At 61.9% G+C, this 17,560-nt stretch carries 19 protein-coding genes; 10 read left to right on the top strand and 9 right to left on the bottom strand.

Annotation, left to right across the window (positions count from 1 at the left end):
• The 5 genes from mtrA (at position 1) to MchiMG62_RS03730 (ending at position 4,421) form a co-directional block, all read left to right on the top strand.
• The gene (gene mtrA / locus MchiMG62_RS03750; RefSeq protein ID WP_221057942.1) at positions 1–738 is read left to right on the top strand and encodes a tetrahydromethanopterin S-methyltransferase subunit A; all 738 of its coding nucleotides are present in this window, start codon (positions 1–3) and stop codon (positions 736–738) included.
• A gap of 16 nt (positions 739–754) precedes the next feature.
• Complete coding sequence (mtrH, locus tag MchiMG62_RS03745) at positions 755–1,792, top strand: tetrahydromethanopterin S-methyltransferase subunit H (protein ID WP_221057941.1); 1,038 nt, start codon at positions 755–757, stop codon at positions 1,790–1,792.
• A 139-nt stretch (positions 1,793–1,931) separates the two neighbouring features.
• Positions 1,932–2,624, top strand: a complete 693-nt coding sequence (locus MchiMG62_RS03740; RefSeq protein WP_221057940.1) for a GTP-binding protein — start codon at positions 1,932–1,934, stop codon at positions 2,622–2,624.
• Positions 2,621–3,655: an ATP-binding cassette domain-containing protein gene (locus MchiMG62_RS03735; protein WP_221057939.1), complete on the top strand. Its 1,035-nt coding sequence runs from the start codon at positions 2,621–2,623 to the stop codon at positions 3,653–3,655. Before MchiMG62_RS03740 ends, MchiMG62_RS03735 begins: the two co-directional genes overlap by 4 nt.
• Positions 3,656–3,677: 22 nt before the next feature.
• Complete coding sequence (locus tag MchiMG62_RS03730; RefSeq protein ID WP_244987787.1) at positions 3,678–4,421, top strand: DUF364 domain-containing protein; 744 nt, start codon at positions 3,678–3,680, stop codon at positions 4,419–4,421.
• 842 nt (positions 4,422–5,263) lie between these two features.
• Here MchiMG62_RS03730 and MchiMG62_RS13385 read toward each other — a convergent pair.
• From MchiMG62_RS13385 to MchiMG62_RS03715, 3 genes are all read right to left on the bottom strand, one after another.
• Entirely contained in the window at positions 5,264–5,491 is a 228-nt protein-coding gene (locus MchiMG62_RS13385) for a type II toxin-antitoxin system RelE family toxin (RefSeq protein WP_425331903.1), read from the bottom strand.
• 112 nt (positions 5,492–5,603) lie between these two features.
• Positions 5,604–5,783, bottom strand: a complete 180-nt coding sequence (locus MchiMG62_RS03720) for a type II toxin-antitoxin system prevent-host-death family antitoxin (protein WP_221057937.1) — start codon at positions 5,781–5,783, stop codon at positions 5,604–5,606.
• Between the two features lie 203 nt (positions 5,784–5,986).
• The gene (locus MchiMG62_RS03715) at positions 5,987–6,952 is read right to left on the bottom strand and encodes an EF-Tu/IF-2/RF-3 family GTPase (protein ID WP_221057936.1); all 966 of its coding nucleotides are present in this window, start codon (positions 6,950–6,952) and stop codon (positions 5,987–5,989) included.
• A 118-nt stretch (positions 6,953–7,070) separates the two neighbouring features.
• Between MchiMG62_RS03715 and MchiMG62_RS03710 the strand changes: the two genes are divergently transcribed.
• The 3 genes from MchiMG62_RS03710 (at position 7,071) to MchiMG62_RS03700 (ending at position 10,483) form a co-directional block, all read left to right on the top strand.
• A complete protein-coding gene (locus MchiMG62_RS03710) occupies positions 7,071–8,021 on the top strand; it encodes a FecCD family ABC transporter permease (RefSeq protein ID WP_221057935.1) in 951 nt (316 codons plus the stop codon).
• The gene (locus MchiMG62_RS03705) at positions 8,018–9,274 is read left to right on the top strand and encodes an ABC transporter ATP-binding protein (protein WP_221057934.1); all 1,257 of its coding nucleotides are present in this window, start codon (positions 8,018–8,020) and stop codon (positions 9,272–9,274) included. Before MchiMG62_RS03710 ends, MchiMG62_RS03705 begins: the two co-directional genes overlap by 4 nt.
• A 156-nt stretch (positions 9,275–9,430) precedes the next feature.
• On the top strand, positions 9,431–10,483 hold the full coding sequence (locus tag MchiMG62_RS03700; RefSeq protein WP_221057933.1) for an ABC transporter substrate-binding protein: 1,053 nt from the start codon (positions 9,431–9,433) through the stop codon (positions 10,481–10,483).
• Between the two features lie 141 nt (positions 10,484–10,624).
• On the opposite strand, the gene MchiMG62_RS03695 is transcribed toward MchiMG62_RS03700, so the two are convergent.
• The 6 genes from MchiMG62_RS03695 to MchiMG62_RS03670 all read right to left on the bottom strand — a co-directional run bounded on the left by MchiMG62_RS03695 (position 10,625) and on the right by MchiMG62_RS03670 (position 15,611).
• Positions 10,625–11,023 carry a hypothetical protein gene (locus MchiMG62_RS03695; protein ID WP_221057932.1) on the bottom strand — a complete coding sequence of 133 codons (399 nt, stop codon included), beginning with the start codon at positions 11,021–11,023 and terminating at the stop codon, positions 10,625–10,627.
• A gap of 6 nt (positions 11,024–11,029) precedes the next feature.
• The gene (locus tag MchiMG62_RS03690; protein ID WP_221057931.1) at positions 11,030–11,815 is read right to left on the bottom strand and encodes an energy-coupling factor transporter transmembrane component T family protein; all 786 of its coding nucleotides are present in this window, start codon (positions 11,813–11,815) and stop codon (positions 11,030–11,032) included.
• Positions 11,746–13,272, bottom strand: coding sequence for an ABC transporter ATP-binding protein (locus MchiMG62_RS03685; RefSeq protein ID WP_221057930.1), 1,527 nt, complete (start codon positions 13,270–13,272; stop codon positions 11,746–11,748). The genes MchiMG62_RS03690 and MchiMG62_RS03685 overlap by 70 nt, the downstream gene beginning before the upstream one ends.
• On the bottom strand, positions 13,262–13,828 hold the full coding sequence (locus MchiMG62_RS03680) for a hypothetical protein (protein ID WP_221057929.1): 567 nt from the start codon (positions 13,826–13,828) through the stop codon (positions 13,262–13,264). The genes MchiMG62_RS03685 and MchiMG62_RS03680 overlap by 11 nt, the downstream gene beginning before the upstream one ends.
• A gap of 158 nt (positions 13,829–13,986) precedes the next feature.
• Positions 13,987–14,577, bottom strand: coding sequence for a hypothetical protein (locus MchiMG62_RS03675; RefSeq protein WP_244987786.1), 591 nt, complete (start codon positions 14,575–14,577; stop codon positions 13,987–13,989).
• Between the two features lie 41 nt (positions 14,578–14,618).
• The gene (locus MchiMG62_RS03670) at positions 14,619–15,611 is read right to left on the bottom strand and encodes a histone deacetylase family protein (protein ID WP_221057927.1); all 993 of its coding nucleotides are present in this window, start codon (positions 15,609–15,611) and stop codon (positions 14,619–14,621) included.
• 221 nt (positions 15,612–15,832) lie between these two features.
• On the opposite strand from MchiMG62_RS03670, the gene MchiMG62_RS03665 reads away from it, so the two are divergent.
• On the top strand, positions 15,833–16,312 hold the full coding sequence (locus MchiMG62_RS03665) for a GyrI-like domain-containing protein (protein WP_244987785.1): 480 nt from the start codon (positions 15,833–15,835) through the stop codon (positions 16,310–16,312).
• 119 nt (positions 16,313–16,431) lie between these two features.
• Positions 16,432–17,559: a V-type ATP synthase subunit C gene (locus tag MchiMG62_RS03660; protein WP_074370651.1), complete on the top strand. Its 1,128-nt coding sequence runs from the start codon at positions 16,432–16,434 to the stop codon at positions 17,557–17,559.
• The last annotated feature ends 1 nt before the right edge of the window (position 17,560 follow it).

The raw sequence follows: 17,560 nt of genomic DNA, 5'->3' as shown, positions 1-17,560 counted from the left end.
ATGGTTGAGAAGAAATCTCCGGCCAGCGGATGGCCGATTGTCCAGGGCGACTTCCACACAGGAGATGCACAGAGCTGCGTCGGCGTCGTCACCATGGGATCTCACCTCGACGAGCAGGGCATCTGCGATGCCGGAGCGGCAATCGCCGGGTCCTGCAAGACCGAAAACCTCGGCCTTGAGAAGATCATCGCGAACGTCATCTCCAACCCCAACATCAGGTTCATCCTCTGTTGCGGTACGGAGGTCAAGGGACACCTGTCCGGGCAGAGTTTCATGGCCCTGCACGAAGGCGGTGTCGCCGGCGGAAAGATTGTCGGCGCTCAGGGAGCCATCCCGTTCATCGAGAACCTCTCCGACGAAGCGATCAAGCGCTTCCAGGACCAGGTCGAGATCGTCAACATCATGGAAAGCGAGGACATGGGCGCCATCAAGGCCAAGATCAACGAGCTCAAGGCCAAAGACCCCGGTGCCTTCGGCGCGGAACCCATGGTCGTCGAGGTCAAGGAAGCAGCCGGTGCGGCAGAGGTTGCCGTTGCAGGCGCAAACCCGCAGTTCCTTGAGATCGAAGAGCGGCTCAACGCCATCGAGGAGAGGATCGAGTTCGTCGATGCCGAGATCGCCCAGCGCGTCGGAAGAAAGGTCGGGCGCGATATCGGCATCCTGTACGGACTGGTCGCAGGTTTGATTGTATTCATGATGTTGTTGGTATTACTGCCCAAATTGATTGGGTACCTGTAAAGGAGGATTGGCGAATATGTTCAAATTCGAAAAAGAGCAGACGGTACACGACTTCAACGGTACCAAGATCGGCGGGCAGCCTGGAGAGTACCCGACCGTGCTCGGTGCATCCATCTTCTACAACAAACACGAAGTTGTACTGGATGACCACACTGGAAAGATTGACAAACCCACGGCGGAGGCGCTCTGGAACCGCTGCCAGGAACTCTCGGATATCACGGGTATTCCGCACTTCATCCAGATCATCGGGGAGTTCGGCGAGGCCTTCGAGAGCTACATCGACTGGTTCTGCAGCATCGACGACAAGACCGCATTCCTGATGGACTCTTCCGTCCCGGCGGCGCTGGCTCACGCGTGCCAGTACGTCACCGAGACAGGCATTGCGGACCGTGCGATCTACAACTCGATCAACGGCTCGATCCTGCCCGAGAACATCGAGGCGCTGGCAAAGAGCGACGTGACCGCCGCGATCGTCCTCGCCTTCAACCCCGGCGACCCGTCGGTTGCCGGCCGCGAGAAGGTTCTGGTCGAGGGCGGTGTCGCCGGACAGGAGATGGGTATGCTCGAGATCGCGGAGAAGTGCGGTATCACCCGCCCGATCCTCGACACCGCGGCAACCCCGCTCGGCCTCGGCTCCGGCGGCTCGTACCGTGAGATCCTCGCCTGCAAGGCGATCCACGGCCTCCCCACCGGCGGCGCGTACCACAACATGACCGTCTCCTGGACCTGGCTCAAGCGGTGGAAGGGAACGAAGAAGACCCCCTCCCAGCAGCTCGCCGGCCTCGAGGGCAAGGAGAACCTTGTCAAGCAGCTCACCCACCACTACCTCGGCGGTACGGACGGGCTGCGCCAGGCGGCCTGGTCCGCGCCCGATATCGGCTGCAACATGATTGCAAGCACGCTCGGCGCCGACCTGATCATGTACGGCCCGATCGAGAACGTCGAGGCGATGATCACCGCACAGGCCTACTCCGACATCGTCGTGCTGGAAGCGGTGCGCGACCTCGGCATCGAGCCTCAGGTGGACACCCACCCGCTCTTCAAACTCATTTAAACCCTTTTTTTATCCTCGGTGGACGGCATTCACCCCCACAGAACGAGGGCTACATTCCAGGTAAACTAATTTACCTTAAAAAAATGAATTTAGTAACGGCTATACATCGGTGAATCCTATACCAGAGCACCAGACGCTTATGAAACTGATTACCGTTGCAGGCCCTCCATCTTCGGGGAAGACCTCTGTGATCCTCAAAACCATTGCAGCCCTTGGACTGCCCCCGGGGAGCGTGGGCGTCGTGAAGTTTGACTCGCTCACCTCCTTCGATCACCAGCGCTACGATGAACAGCAGATCCCCAATCAGACTGCTTTTGCCGGAAAGATCTGTCCGGACCACCATTTCGTCAGCAATGTTGAAGGGGCGGTTGAATGGGGCATGAAGAAGGGATTGTCGGTTCTTGTCACGGAAAGCGCAGGGCTCTGCAACCGGTGCTCGCCATACGTGAACGGCATTTTATCGGTCTGTGTGATCGACAACCTCTCCGGCATCAACACACCCCGAAAGATCGGTCCGATGCTGAAGTATGCCGATGTCGTCGTTGTCACGAAAGGAGATGTCGTCTCCCAGGCGGAGCGCGAGGTCTTCGCCTTCAATATCCGTGAGGTCAATGCATCGGCAACGGTTCTCTTCGTAAACGGAATTACGGGCCAGGGAGCGTTTATGCTTGCCCGCCACTGGCAGGATACGCTGGATATCCGGACACTTCGCGACCGTAAACTCAGATTCACGATGCCTGCTGCCATCTGCTCCTACTGTACCGGCGAGACCCTTATCGGAGAGATGTACCAGATGGGGATGGTCAAAAGGATGGAGTTTGACGACGCATGAAAGCCTTTGACTATGTTGCAGAGGTCTCGTCGGTGCCAATCGGCGATATCCTTCGCCGGTATCCTCTTGCGGTTGATTACCTCGCCAACATACGGTTGGTTGGGGTTGATGAAACAAAGACGCTTCCCGAGATCCTGGAGAACGTCGATGAGGATATGCTTGAGGAGTTCGGGCTTGACCGCGAGGAGGTTATATTCCATTTCAGTGCATTTCTTGAGGCATTCTCGCGAATGGAAGAGTCTATCGAGACGATCTCCTCCATCACGATCCTCGGCGGACGAGATAAGACGGGGAGGCCCGAGATGCTCGAACTGACCGTGACACCCGGCGAGGTCGTAAGCATTGTCGGTCCCACCGGCTCGGGAAAAAGCAGGCTGCTCGAGGATATCGAGTGCCTTGCCCAGCGCGATACGCCGACCGCAAGGCAGATTCTCATCAACGGTTCGGCCCCCGATCTCGATAAGAGGTTTTCTACCGGAGGAAAACTGGTAGCCCAGCTCTCGCAGAACATGAACTTCGTCATGGACCTGACGGTGCAGGAGTTTCTGGAGATGCATGCAAAAAGCCGGATGATCCCGGGCTCCGCCGCGGTTGTGGAGAAGTGTTTTGCGGTTGCCAATTCGTTAGCAGGGGAGAAATTCACCCTGGATACGAAAGTCACCCAGCTCTCCGGGGGACAGTCGCGGTCGCTGATGATCGCCGATACCGCCTTGTTGAGTTCATCCCCGATCATCCTCATCGACGAGCTGGAGAATGCAGGAATCGACCGGCGGGAGGCGATCGAGATCCTCGTCGGCAACGAGAAGATTGTCCTCATGTCGACGCACGATCCGCTCCTTGCCCTCCGTGCCGACAAAAGGATCGTCATCAGAAACGGGGGCGTGACAAAAGTGATTGAAACGACCGCGGAAGAGGAGCAGACACTGCATAAGATCGAGGCGATCGATTCCGCCCTCCTCAATATCCGCAACCAGCTCCGGAGGGGAGCGATCGTCACAAACGAGAGTATTCCGGAATTTCAGGAGAAATGATATGTGGCAATTATACGATGCGTTGATCGAAGGGATCCCCGACGACATTATCGTTGAAGATATGGCCCTCGGCGGGGAGCTGACGTATGTTGAGGCAAACGGTGGCATCGGTATTGCAGGATACCGCTATTATATCCAGCGTGCCCCGATGATGACCGAAAACAAGATTGGAAAACCGTTAAAAGAGATAGCCGGGTGTGTGAAGTCCTGGAACCTATGGGAAGCATCGATCGGCAACGCGGCGATCAATGCGTGGTACAATCATCCGGATACCGCCAGGAGAGCAGGGATCGAGGTTGCAGAGAAGAAACGGGTCGAGGAACGGCTGAAAGACCCGTTCATCAAATCCCAGAACCTTGTAAAGGGTAAAAAAGTCTGTGTTGTCGGTCATTTCCCGTTCCTTGAGAAGTTGATTGCCCCCGTCTGCGACCTGAGCATTGTTGAGTGGGACCCCGAGGAGGGAGATTATCCGTATTCTGCCTGCGAGTACCTGCTCCCGGAGTCCGACTATGTGTTTCTGACCTGTGGCGCTCTCGGCGACAAAAGCATGCCGCGGCTCCTTGAACTTTCGGAGAACGCAGAGAGAGTGACGATCGTGGGCCCCGGGACTCCCCTCTCTTCGGTCTTCTTCGAGTACGGCGTCTCCGATCTCTCGGGTTTTGTCGCAACCGATGCTGCGCTCGCGAAAAGGATCATCAGAGGAGCGGAAAACCAGAGGATCTTCGGGGCGGGAATGAAGGTGGAGTATCTTCGCCCCGGGGTTTGAAGGAGGTTGCGGCGCTTTTTTTCAGTACTTCGCTAAAACTACTGAGCCCGAAAAAAAGGAGCGGATGCCGGGCAACTCACTTTGCAAGATCTCGCCCTCACCTGCCCTGACATTTTTATTACCCGCCATCCAGGCCCGGTACTTCGCTAATTTCGGCATCTGAAATAGACCAATGCAGCCTCGCATAGCGACCTACAACGGGATCGGCAGCACCCGGGCACCGGACTTCGCACCTTGCGGTGCTCGAGCTCTGTTCCTGACGGAACATCGCACTTCGCACCTTGCGGTGCTCATGCTCCTGCCCACGCACCTAACGGTGCTCCAGCTCCGTTCCTCTGGAACGTCGCACCTTCGGCCAGTCGCGCTTCGCGGCTTCGCGCTCTTCGCGCGAGTTAATGGGCAAAGATAGCAATATGGCTTCACGCGGAAGCACGCGGGAGAACGCGAAGGGACGATGGTTTGACCTCTTGAAGATTACCTCAACCGTTTTAGCGAAGTACTGAGACCGCGGCAGATACTCTGCCACGGTGGTGATGTACATTGCAGGAGGATGTACGAAAGGGCTTGCGAGGTGAACTCCCCCGTCTCCAGCCCATAAAGAGGCGTGTAGCCCCCACTCGAAGACCTTCGGTCTTCTCAAGCTCCGGACGTTCCGTCCGTCGCACTTCCCACCTGACGGTGGTCGAGCTCCGTTCCTATCGGAACGTCACATCCCACTCCAAGGGGCGGGGGCAGTCATGGCGATAGACGACCGGCGACACGGCGGTCGTTCGAGCACCACAGGTGCGCAGTCCCCTTGGAATCCGTGTCCGGGATGCAACCGATGACTCTCCTGAGAGGTTTCAACAAAGCCTTACTTGAGAACGTTCAGGAGAACCATATGACGAGCGGAATCGGACATACAAAACAGGTGCCATCACAACCCCGCGATATGCGCTACGGCGGTGACGGATATAGAGGATTATAACCTCCCGCTCCTCATGATGCACGGCATATATAATCCGGTAGTCCCCTACCCGGGTCCGGTAGAGGTGTTCTGCTCCGCTTAACTTACATACACCATGCGGCAGAGGGTTTTCAGATAGACTGTCTATGCTCCAAAGATGCAGAGAACAATATCATGCGGCAATACTGCGATATCTTTCTCGACACTCGCCTTTACGCGAATCGCGTACCCCGCCATTACTGCTCGTATCGCTTCCGGAATTCTCTGAACCCTACGGTTGGTTCGTTACGCCGCTCCGCGACCACGGCAAGGTCATGGAGATCTTCCTGCAGCTGCTCGTACTCCTGGAGAGGGAGAATAACCGCGACCCGGTTCCCGTGCTCATCGACGACATACTGTTCTCCTGTAGCGCTCATCGTTCTCCTCACTTGTAGATTGAGTGCAGGAACCATTAATCTTCTTTTGGCTCTGGTGTAAACCCGGTTCCTGTCTTTCTCTACCCGATAGGGATGGTGCCGGGTTCAGGTACCAATCCACAGCCCGGAAACTCCATCCAGCCGGAATGCAAAAAAAGAAGGGTATACTATCCGCAGGGCGAAGGGCCTCCCGCACCGGCCGCTTACGCGAGTTCGATGTGCCCGGCGATCCGGAGTTTCCCGCCTTCGAGGTAGTGGAGCACCGCCGTGTCACCCGGGAGGTAGACGAGGTCTTTTTCGAGCGCAAGCGTCAGCGTCGGCTGCCGCCAGTCGCCGTCGTCCCGCACCGCCTCCACCCTCGCCGGAATGAACTGCATCCAGTGGCCGAGGTGGAGCACCGTCCCCGCCGTGAGCGGAGCCGGCCAGTATTTGACCAGGGTCGCCCGTGCCTCGATCGTTGTCCCGGTCCGGATCGCGGGGTCGTCGGAGAGGACGAAGCCCCGGTCGAGGTCGTCGGACTCGATGTTCTTGAGCGCAAGCCCCACGCGGTCGCCTTCCGCCGCCCAGTCGAAGTCGTCGTCGTGCTTCTGGATCGACCGCACCGTGATCGCCTGCTCCCCGGGGTAGACCTTCAGGGCGTCGTGCTTCCGGATACCGCCCCGCACCACGCCGCCGAGGATGACCGTCCCGATGCCGCGGACGTTGAAGTGGTGATCGATGGGGATGGCTCCCACGGAGCCGGCGGCAGGCGGGACGGAGGTGCGGGCATGCGCCTCGCGGAGCAGGAGATCGCGCAACGCGATCGGGTCCTCTTCCACGAACTCGTAGCGCTCGAGCACCGTCCCGCGCAGGAGCGGCGCGACGTCTCCGGGGGAGAGGTAGTTCCGGAGGACAATGTAGCCCTGCTTTACCCCTGCCTCGTCGAGCATCAGCACCCACTCCCCGAGCGTCGGGGTGATCTCGCCGACAACGATGAGAGCCGCATCCGCCATCGACGCGGCGTAGAAGAGCGGGGCCAGCCGTTCGGGATACCGGGTAGGCTCGATGATAGTGACGGTGTCCTCGCCCTTCTTCAGATTATAAAAGGTGATATCGGATTCCGTGCCTTTCTTCCCGAGGTCTTTTGCGTAACCGGCGGGTCCCAGCACGGCAATGTTCAGGTTGCCCATATGCCAGATCTCTTGGTCATCAAGGGCAATGAGGTTTGCTCCATGCGATTCGGTGAGGCAGACCCGCACAGATAATCCAAATAGATTTTAACAAAGTAAACTTAATTTTATGACATATATGCGGAGAACGGCACCGATCATCATCCTGACGCTCATCTGCGCGCTTCTCATCAGCATGGCCGCTGCGGTCGCTCTCGGACCGAGCGGGATCTCCTTTGGATCGCTCTTCACCTCGGATAACGCCTGGATGATCCTCTGGGAGATCCGGGTGCCGAGGGTGATCGCCGCGGCGCTGGTCGGGTGCGGGCTTGCCGTGGCAGGCACGGCCATGCAGGCACTCTTCCGAAACCCCATGGCCGACCCCTACATCATCGGCACATCGTCGGGCGGAGCGCTCGGGGCTACCCTCGCAATCGTCCTCTTTGCCGGCACGGGACGCCCCGTGCTTGCATTCGCCGGGGCGATAGGCGCCACGTTCGCCGTATACTTCATCGCCCGCAGAGGCGGCAAGATCCCGGTCGAGACGCTCCTGCTCTCCGGTGTCGCCCTCGCGACGCTTCTCTCGGCACTCCTCTCCTTCCTCATGTATACCGCAGGGCGGAGCCTGCACCAGATCATGTTCTGGCTGATGGGAGGGTTCTGGAACATAGCGTGGAACGACGTCGGCGTCGCCCTCCCCATCCTGATCGGGGGCGCAGGCATCTACCTCTTCGCACGCGACCTCAACATCCTCGCCCTGAACGAAGAGGACGCAACCCATCTCGGGGTGAACGTCGAGCGGACGAAACTGATCCTCCTCGCGCTGAGCGCGTTCGTGACGGGCATAGCCGTTGCGGTAGCCGGTTCAATCGGGTTCATCGGCCTGATCACCCCGCACGTGATGCGGCTGATCGTCGGGCCCGACCACCGTTTCCTCTTTCCCGCGGCCGCGCTTGCAGGCGCCATCCTCCTCGTATGGGCGGATGCGCTCACGCGAACCTTCACGAGCGACATGCCGGTCGGCATCCTGACCGCCTGCTTCGGCGCGCCGTTCTTCATATACCTCCTCCGGAGCCGGACAAAATCATGAAACCGATTGAGATCATCGATATCGACGTCTCCTACGGCGCAAAGAAGATCCTCGAAGCGATCACGTTCCACGCAGAAGCAGGCGAGATCCTCGGTATCGTCGGGCCGAACGGATCGGGGAAGACAACGCTTTTGAAAGCGATGAGCAGGGTCGTCGCCCGGGATAACGGGGATATCCGGCTCGACGACCGGGATCTGGACTCGCTCGGACACCGGGAACTCGCGCGCCGGGTTGCGGTCGTCCCGCAGGATATCTCGATCGGCTTCGATTACACAGTGCGCGACGTCGTCATGATGGGGAGGCACCCCTACATCGGAAGGTTCGCCTCCGAGACGGCCCGGGACGCGGAGATCTGCGACCATGCCATGCACCTTGCAAACGTCGCGGATCTCGCCGGGATGTCAGTGCACGAGATCAGCGGCGGGGAACGCCAGCGCGTCCTCATCGCCCGGGCGCTCACGCAGGAACCGAAGATCCTGCTGCTCGACGAAGCAACCTCGAACCTCGACGTCAGCCACCAGGTCGAGATCCTCAACATCATCAGGGATCTCGCGGGAGAGATCACGGTCGTAAGCGTCTTCCACGACCTGAACCTGGCCGCATACTACTGTGACCGGCTCCTGCTTCTCAAAGACCGGAAGGTCTACGCCGCAGGAACACCCGGGGAAGTCCTGACCCGTGAGAAGATCCGTGAGGTCTTCGGGATGGAGATGCTCGTCAGACCGCACCCGCTGACGGGGAGGCCGTACGTCCTGCCGGTATATATGCACCAGTCGGGTGCGGGGGCGAACCGGCGGGTGCACGTCGTCTGCGGCGGGGGGACGGGGTCCGATATCCTCCACCTCCTTCATGCCGCGGGCTTCACGGTCACCTGCGGCGTCCTGAACGTCCTCGACACCGACTACGGGACGGCGATGCACCTCGGTCTTCCCTGCATCGCGGAGCCCCCGTTCCACGGCATCACTCCGAAATCGCTCTCGCGCCTCAGGGAGTGCCTGGAGAGTGCAGACACCGTCGTCGTCACGGCAATGCCGATAGGCAGGGGGAACCTCGACAATCTCCGGGTGCTGCTCGACTATCCGGCAAAACCGGTAATCTTCTATGCAAGAGACCGCACCGCCCGGATGGAAGACTACACCGGGGGCGAGGCCGGGGCGGTGCTGACCGAACTGGAGGCGCGCGGGGCACCCCGGGTCGAGGGGGCGGAGGGACTTCTTGCCCGTCTCTCGCAGGACGGCCCCGAACGCGATTGAGCCCCGGACCACATCCGGCGGCCGTCAATCCCGCCGGTATGCGGCAGATCGTTTCAGAGAGGGGGAATGAGAAGACTGCGGTGGGTGCGCGCCTCGATGCCGCACCGTGATCCCGATTTGTAAATTATTATTACCTTAACACAAGGGTACCTAGTAATGCAAACCACGCGCCTGATACTCTCTCTTGCATCGCTCGCCGTGCTGCTCCTGCTCGCCGGGACGGCCGGGGCGACACCTGTGCCCCCGGCAACGGCGGACGGCGGCGAACGATCCGTGACGGTGATCGACGACTCCGGGAAGACCGTCCTCATCCGGGGAGAACCGCAGAGAATCGTCTCGCTCGCGCCCTCGAACACCGAGATCCTGTATGCCCTCGGGCTTGAGGACCGCATCGTCGCCGTCACCGAACGCTGCGACTACCCGCCGGCAACAGCGGAGAAACCGAAGGTAGGCGGTTTCAGCACCGTCAATATCGAGAAGGTGATTGCTATGGAGCCCGACCTGATCTTCGCCGCGCCCGCCAACACCGACGAAGTCATCGACCGCCTCCGATCGCTCGGGATGACCGTCGTCATACTCGACCCGCAGACGATCGACGGTGTCCTGCACGACATCGAACTTGCCGGAAGGGCGACCGGGCAGGAAGAGCAGGCATCGACGCTCATCGAAGGACTCAGGGTGCGTATCGGAGCCGTTGCCGAAAAGGCGGCCGGGGGCCCGGCCGAAGAGCCGTCTGTCGCCCACGTCATCTGGCACGATCCGCTCTGGGTCAGCGGCCGGGGAACGTTCCAGGACGAGGTGATCACGCTGGCCGGCGGAGCCAACGCGTTCGGCTCGGTCGACGACTGGAGCATCGTCAGCCTCGAGGAGTTCATCATCACGAATCCCGACTACATCCTGGTCAGCTCGGGCAGCGGGATGAACCGGGACGGCTACGATGCCATCTACAACTACATCATCAACGAGCCCCGCCTGCAGAGGCTCGACGCGGTCAGGAACGACCGCGTCTACGTCATCGACGCAGATGTCGTCAGCCGCGGGAGCCCGCGGATCGTGGATGCGCTTGAGGAGGTGGCGGACTACCTCCATCCGGGCACCTCCGGGGCAGGTACCCCGGAGGCAGCCGGGACGGTCCAGTCGCCGGGGTTCGGTGCGATAACTCTCATCTGCGCATTATCCGCAGCCGTCCTGCTCCTGCAGAAGAGGTAGTCCGCACAACGCGAACAATATCGGCTAATCCTGATGGACGGGGCGCTTGAGGAGGCGGTCGGCCTTATCTCCGGCAGTACGGTTCGAGCCGCACCCGTTTCAGGATGACGAATAACGCCCCGGATATTCGGGGGCGCACAATCACGGCTCGCGCCCGATAAGCCGCTTCACCGCCGCGAGGAACTCCCGGAACTGCTTCGAGACCTCCGGGCCATCCGAACCCGGGTAGGCGTTTGCACCCCGGACAACGGTGGAGCGGCCGTCCATCTCCATCCGCAGGTGCCAGTAGGTGACGTCGCAGCAGGAGTGGGCGGAGACGTACTCCGGCTCCCACTCCCGGACACCAAGCCGGTCGACGATCTCCCGGAACCGCGCCCATTCCTCCTCTCCGGGCGACGCCTCCGTCACCACCCCGGAGTAGCCGCCTGCGCTCGCCCACTCGTAGAGGAGCCGGCCGGCCGCGAGCCTGACGTAGAGGGACGGCCCGACGCTCCCGCCGATGTAGAACTCGAACGCCGCCGGAGGTGAACCGTCGCGCATACCTGGTTATACGAGCAGCACGGCCAAATACCCTGCGACCACAAGGCCCATGCAGCAGATCCCGGCGACGTCGGCCCGGCCGGGAGCAAGGTCGCGCATCGGCGTCCGCCTGCCGGAACGGTAGCCGCGGAGATCGATCGTCAGCCCGAGGATCGTGGCTTTCCCGAGCGAGTTCGAGACCAACGGGATGATGATGGGGAAGAGCCCCCGTATCTTTCCGGCAAGGCCGTTCCCCGGGTTGTAGGCGCGGGCAAGCTGCGCCTCGTGGATCCGCTTCCCCTCGAGCTGCAGGCTCGGGATGAACCGGAGCGCGATCAGGAGCATGAGGGTGTAGTCGACCGGCATCCTGAGGCGGTCCATGACGTGGACGAGGTCGCGCGGCTGGGTCGATATGATCAGGAGCTGGAACGCAAAGAGCATCGCGGCGAACCGAAGCGACATCGCGAGCGCAAGGTCGATCGCTCCCGCCGTGACAGGCAACGCCCCGCCGATGACCGGGACCGACTGCGGAACCAGGTAACCGATGACCTCACCGCTCCTGATGGTGAGGATGGTAAGGGCGAGCAGGCTCACCGCGAGCATGAGCAGCAGCGGAACCTGGCGGAGGAGATCGCGGGCGAGTCCGCTCGCTATCGCCACCGCTACGACCGCTCCGGCGAGAACCGCGAGCATCGCGGTATCGCTCGTCAGCACCGCGAGGACAACGACGACGGCCGCAAAGATCAGTTTGGTGAGCGGGTGGAGGCGGTGAAAGGCGCTCTCCCGGATGACGTACTGCATGATTTCAGACATGGTTCTTCCTCATAGGTTCTGCTGTCGCGGATGACTCTTCCCTGCTCCATCCTGACGATGCGATCCGCATACTCCGCTCCGAGACGCATATCATGCGTCACCATGACGATTGTGTGGCCGTCCTGCCGCAGGCGGGCGAGGATTCCCATGATCCTCTCCGACTCACGGGCGTCGAGCCCGGTCGTGGGCTCGTCGAGCACGATGACCTTCGGCCTCATGGCGATGACGCAGGCGATCGCCAGGCGCTGCCGTTCGCCCCGCGAGAGCGACCGCGGGTAGGCCGTCTTCCGGTGGAGGAGACCCACCTCGCGGAGCGCCGCGTCGACAGGCTCCTCAGAAGCGCCGGGGTCGATGTTTCTGAGACCGAACGCCACCTCGTCCGCCACCGTCTCGGCAAAGAGCATGGTGTCCGGATTCTGGAAGACAAGGCCCACGTGACGCGCGAGTTGTGCTATCGGGACGATTCCGGCGTCGAGTCCGTCGACGGTGACGCTGCCTTCGGTCGGACGGAGCAGCCCGTTGAAGTGCTTGACGAGCGTCGTCTTCCCGGACCCGTTATCCCCGGCGACAGCCACGATCTCACCGGAAGCAATCTCAAGATCGAGACCCCTGATGGCCGCGACCCCGTCGTAGCGGTGGACAAGCCCCCGAACAGATATGACGGGGACTCCCGGGGAGGCTGCCGCCGGTGCGGGAAGCCGGACGTTGCCGGCCGGCGGGTGCTCCCGGACGGGCTCCTGCATCATCTCGGCGGGAGACCCGATCTTCGCGATCGCTCCGTCTTCGACGACGACCATCCTGTCCGCGATGGCGGCGAGCTCGCCGATCTTCTGCTCGACGATGAGCACGGTGGTGCCCTCGCCGGAGAGCCTCCGGAGGAGAGCGGATACCGCAGCGGTCGCCTCCGCGTCCAGTTCGGCGGTGGGTTCGTCGAGGATCAGGATCTTCGTGCCGAGCGCGATGGTTGCGGCGATGGCGACCCGCTGTTTCTGCCCCCCGGAGAGGGTGTGCGGGGCACGCTCCGCGAGACCGGCGATCCCGGTCGCTTCCATCACCGCGCGGAGCCTCTGCTGCATCTCCTCCCGGGGGATTCCGAGATTCTCAAGCCCGGAAGCAACCTCCTCCTCGACGGTCGTGAAGATGAGCTGGGCTTCGGCGTCGTCGAAGACCACGCCGACGTTTCTCCCGATCTCGCCCATGTTCCGGTAGTCCCGGACGTTTCTGCCGAGGATGGTGACTGCCCCCTCCAGTGTGCCGCCGTACTCGTGGTGGAGGATGCCGGACGCCGCAAGACAGAGCGTCGTCTTGCCCGCCCCGGTAGGGCCGGTGACGAAGACGATCTCCCCTTTCGCGATAGCGAGGCTGATCCCGTTGAGCGCCGGCGTCTCCGACCCGGGGTAGGTGTAGGAGACCCCCCGAAGGGAAAGGGCGGTCTCCCGTCCGGTCTCAGGACTCATCAACCGGCCTCGCATCCCGCCCCGGGGCCGCCTGCCGGGTCCCCCGCATCAGTGCCCGCGATGCGGGCATCTCGAGCGCCTGTGCGACGACGGCATTGACCGCCGCCGTGATCAGGACGATCGGCACGGTGACCGCGAGGAACGCCTCGAGGGTTCCGAACTTTCCAAGGACGGTCGGGGCCACGGCAAGGATGGCAATAAGGATGAACGAGAACCCGCTCGCGAAGGTGGCCAGAAGCGTCGTCACCGCCGGGGCGAGGAAGAACCGGTCCCTCAGCACCAGGTAGACCCCGAGGCAGACGACCGCACCGATGGGTTCGCTGACGAGGTTTGCGGGCGGGAAGATCGAGTGGCTGAGAAGCGCACAGACGACGCCCGCCACGACGCCGATCCCGAGCGCCTCGCGGAACGTGGGCGCGACGAGGATGATGGCGAGGCAGTAGAAGGCGATCACGAGGTTCGATACGATGGGGCCGGGGATCAGGAGGGACATGTACCTGATGATGGCCCCTATGGCAAGGAGTATGCCGACGATTGCAATATCTCTCGATTTCATGGTATCAATCTCATACTATTGAGGTTCGACGAGCGATTTGACAGGGTATGTGTAGCGGGACGAAGACCTGATGACCCAGACCACACCAAGCATCATTGTACAAAATAGTACATTTATGAATATATATTTTATGGCGTAGGGGTCCCGTCCCGGACGGGTCAGCGCCGTAAGAACAGGGTCGCCATAACAAGCACCGCACCGGCCGTCATGAGGGCGGCGAAGGGGGGTGCTGCTGTCGTCGGCGCAGGGGAGGGCGTGGCTGCCGGCACCGTCGCCGTCGGCGTCTCCGTCTCCACGGGCGAGGTGGCAGGCACGGCGGTTCCCGTAGCCGGGGTTCCAGAAGGCACCCCGAAGGTGACGGGGATGGTCGTGTAGCCATGGCCGGAGAGGTTTCGGCGGTCTACGGGCGCTTCCACGGCGTAGACGGTGTATGCCCCGGGGTCGAGCCCGGCCTCGCCCGTCCTCCAGCGGTATGTCCAGCGATCGTCGCTACCGACCGTCACCCTCGTGAAACTCCCCGGATCTCCCGGGCGAACGGCCGTATGCGGATCGTCAAGCCGCCCGCCGGTGGGCGGGAGATTCGGGCCGGTCACGAAGAGGTAGACAGTATCGCTCCCCGTGCTCGTACCCGTGAGCGTCACATCGCTTCCCGGGTACACTGCGACGGCAGAGACCGCCGGTGCGGCGGCAAGGGCGAGGAGGAGAAGAGCACCCGTAATCATCAGGATCTGATCGAAGATGCGGTTCATGGTCATCCGATCGACCCGGGAGGAGATGAACCTGATCAACGTCAGAGCGGGACGGCATCCCGGCGACTGGCATACGCCTCCACGAGGTGACGGGTGCTTGCCTTTTCCCCGCCGCCGGCGGGACTGAAGCGGGCTCCGTCGAGGGCGGCGACGATCGCTCCGATCGCTCCCGCATGCGACCGGCCGTAACCCCCTTCGAGCACGAGGGCGAGAGATGCAGGGGTCGCGTCCACGAGCATCCCGGTCAGTGCCCCGAAGCCTTCCGGCCGGAGGTGTATCGAGCCGAGCGGGTCGTCGAAGAGTGCGTCCTGGCCTGCCGAGACCACCACGACGTCCGGGTCGAACCGCCGGAGCGCCGGGACGAAGACCTCGCGAAAGACCAGTGCGTAGTCGGCGCCGGTTGAACCCCCTTCGAGGGGCGCATTGACGGTATACCCGACACCCGGACCGGCACCCCGCTCCTCCGGCCACCCGGTACCAGGGAAGATCCCCGCCTGGTGAACCGAGCAGAAGAGCACCTGGTCGCTCCCATAAAAGATCGCCTGCGTGCCGTTCCCGTGGTGCAGGTCCCAGTCCACGATCGCCACCCGGTCGACCTCGCGGAGCGCTTTCGCCGTCGCGACGGCGGCGTTGTTGAAGAGGCAGAACCCCATCGCCCGGTCGGGCGTTGCATGGTGCCCCGGCGGGCGGACGAGAGCGAAAGAGTGCTCGCCCGAAAGCGCCCGCTCCACCGCCTGCCATGCGGCTCCGGCAGCATAGAGGGCCGCGTCGAAGGAACAGGAGGTGACGTAGGTGTCCGGGTCGAGGTAACGGGCCCGGCCCGGGGGGCACTCCCGGCAGAACGAGCGGATCCCTTCGATATGCCGCCCGGTGTGCACCCGTGCGAGGTCCTCAGGTGTCGCCCGCTCCGGGGCTATGCGGCGTGCGCCGGCCGGCACCCCGGCGAGAGCCGCATCGAGACGTGCCTGGCACTCGGGATGGCCGGGCGCGTCGTGGCCGGCAAAGAGATCCCCCGTCACGATCGAGCAGGGCATGGCGATCGGAGGCGGATTGTCGGCACGGGATATGAATCTTATCTGCGCGGGCGGAGAGCGGCCCACCGACAGAAAGTATTTGACGGGCGAGATGGAATCATCGACTGAGAAGAGAGAGCCCGGACCGCTTACAGGGTAAATAGACGCGCCGGGAGGATTGGAGAAGTAAGATGCCGAGAGTATCGAACATTGAACTGTTGCAGAAGAGAGAGCAACCTACCTTGTCGATCCGCACCCGGGCAAAGGTCGAAGATCTGCCGATGCTGATTGGCGGGGGTTACGGCAGAATGGCCGATTACCTGAAGGAACTCGGAGAACATCTCTCAGACGTCCCGTATGTGGCATATCACAACATGGATATGCAGAACCTCGATGTAGAGATGGGATTTCCCGTACCGAAGGTGCTGCCGGAGAAAGGAGACATTCGATCGGGCTCCATCCCGGAAGGCAAATTCGTCTTCTGCATGTACCGCGGCGCATATCGAGATATGGCGCCGACGTACGAGGAGATGGCGGGCTGGATAGAGAAGAACGGGCTCCAGCCCGTCGGCACCGTCTACGAGCACTATTACAACGGGCCGGAGTACCCGGAGAGCGAACTGTTGACGATGATCGTCATGCCGGTGCTGCAAGCCTCAAACATCCCCCATCCAGTTCTCCGAAGGAGGCCGACACCTCATCCGGTCGCCCCGGGCTGCTAGCGGTGCCTCTAGGCCCTGCATCGCCGGCCGGGCCTGCCTGCGCCATCCTCGCGGCCGCCCTCACCGCCCCCGACCTCAACCGGGTGCGCATTTATAGCAGGAAACGGTAATGGGGGTGCATGCCCCCGCTGGGCGTGACCTCCCCCTCATGCATCTACGCCTGCACCCGGTTCCGGGTAAGGAGGACGACGCTCCTTCCCCGTGAAGAGTACCTGCGGATCATGCAGATGAGCTTACCGGAGATCGTCACTCATCTCAGCAAGCAGGAAGAGTACCGGCAGAACATCCTGGATCTCGTGCACGACTTTTCCGGCGCCCAGCTCATCGAGGCGGCGGTAAACCGCAACCTGGCGCAGTCGTTCCGGCACGCCATGGCGATCGCTCCCGGCGACCTGCATACCCTGGCCGGGGAATACCTCAACCGGTGGGACATCGCAAACGTCATGGCGATCCTGCGGGGCACGATTCACGACATACCCCGGCGCCGGATCCGCGACCTCCTCGTCCCGGCGGGGGAACTCGACAGTCCGCTCCTCGACCGCCTCCTCAACTTCACAAACTGCGGCGAGGCCATCGAGGCGCTCCAGGGCTGGCGGCTCTATCCGGTTCTTGCGGATTACTATCGGATCTGCGGTGAGACGGGCGCATTTGCCCGGATCGAGGACGACCTTTACCGGCAATACTATGCCGGCCTGCTCGGTCTTGCCGCAATCGGGTGCAGCGGGTGCCAGGAGTTGAACGCCTACCTCCGGTTCGAGATCGACATCACCAACATGAGAAACCTCCTCCGGCTCCACTGCACGGAAGAGGCATGCGATATCGCGACCATCGACCGGACAATGATCCCCGGCGGCCGTATCCCCATCACCCTCTTCCAAAGGCTCTACGGCATTGAGACGGAAGGGGAGTTCGTCAGTATCTTCCTCGATACCGACATCGTCCCGGTTCTCACCCAGGCGGTGCGCGAACTCCGCCAGGATCCGAACTTCGCGAGTGTTGACGCCGCAGAACTGGTCTGGCAGCGATGGCACCGGCGCAGGAGGCCCGTTCACGAGATCGAGATGGCAGTCACCCGCGTCAGGCTCCACCACCTGGAGGCCCTCTCCCGGCGGCACCCGTTCTCGGTTCTGCCGGTGCTTGCCTACCTTGAGCGGAAGAAGTACGAGGTCGCGAATCTGCGGGCAATCGCACGGGGAAAAGCATTCGATCTCGCGCCCGAGCGGATATGGCAGTACATCGTCCTGTAGG

This window comes from Methanoculleus chikugoensis (assembly GCF_019669965.1).
Lineage (GTDB): Archaea > Halobacteriota > Methanomicrobia > Methanomicrobiales > Methanoculleaceae > Methanoculleus > Methanoculleus chikugoensis.
This window is presented reverse-complemented; position numbering and strand designations above follow the sequence as displayed.

Bases quoted from the DNA above. Each gene is read 5' to 3' on its own strand.
- mtrH (WP_221057941.1), top strand. From the start codon at position 755: ATGTTCAAATTCGAAAAAGAGCAGACGGTACACGACTTCAACGGTACC.
- MchiMG62_RS03740 (WP_221057940.1), top strand. From the start codon at position 1,932: ATGAAACTGATTACCGTTGCAGGCCCTCCATCTTCGGGGAAGACCTCT.
- MchiMG62_RS03720 (WP_221057937.1), bottom strand. From the start codon at position 5,783: ATGAGCGCTACAGGAGAACAGTATGTCGTCGATGAGCACGGGAACCGG.
- MchiMG62_RS03670 (WP_221057927.1), bottom strand. From the start codon at position 15,611: ATGCCCTGCTCGATCGTGACGGGGGATCTCTTTGCCGGCCACGACGCG.
- MchiMG62_RS03715 (WP_221057936.1), bottom strand. From the start codon at position 6,952: ATGGGCAACCTGAACATTGCCGTGCTGGGACCCGCCGGTTACGCAAAA.
- MchiMG62_RS03690 (WP_221057931.1), bottom strand. From the start codon at position 11,815: ATGTCTGAAATCATGCAGTACGTCATCCGGGAGAGCGCCTTTCACCGC.
- mtrA (WP_221057942.1), top strand. From the start codon at position 1: ATGGTTGAGAAGAAATCTCCGGCCAGCGGATGGCCGATTGTCCAGGGC.
- MchiMG62_RS03680 (WP_221057929.1), bottom strand. From the start codon at position 13,828: ATGAAATCGAGAGATATTGCAATCGTCGGCATACTCCTTGCCATAGGG.
- MchiMG62_RS03710 (WP_221057935.1), top strand. From the start codon at position 7,071: ATGCGGAGAACGGCACCGATCATCATCCTGACGCTCATCTGCGCGCTT.
- MchiMG62_RS03685 (WP_221057930.1), bottom strand. From the start codon at position 13,272: ATGAGTCCTGAGACCGGACGGGAGACCGCCCTTTCCCTTCGGGGGGTC.
- MchiMG62_RS03695 (WP_221057932.1), bottom strand. From the start codon at position 11,023: ATGCGCGACGGTTCACCTCCGGCGGCGTTCGAGTTCTACATCGGCGGG.
- MchiMG62_RS03700 (WP_221057933.1), top strand. From the start codon at position 9,431: ATGCAAACCACGCGCCTGATACTCTCTCTTGCATCGCTCGCCGTGCTG.
- MchiMG62_RS03675 (WP_244987786.1), bottom strand. From the start codon at position 14,577: ATGAACCGCATCTTCGATCAGATCCTGATGATTACGGGTGCTCTTCTC.
- MchiMG62_RS03735 (WP_221057939.1), top strand. From the start codon at position 2,621: ATGAAAGCCTTTGACTATGTTGCAGAGGTCTCGTCGGTGCCAATCGGC.
- MchiMG62_RS03705 (WP_221057934.1), top strand. From the start codon at position 8,018: ATGAAACCGATTGAGATCATCGATATCGACGTCTCCTACGGCGCAAAG.
- MchiMG62_RS03660 (WP_074370651.1), top strand. From the start codon at position 16,432: ATGCCCCCGCTGGGCGTGACCTCCCCCTCATGCATCTACGCCTGCACC.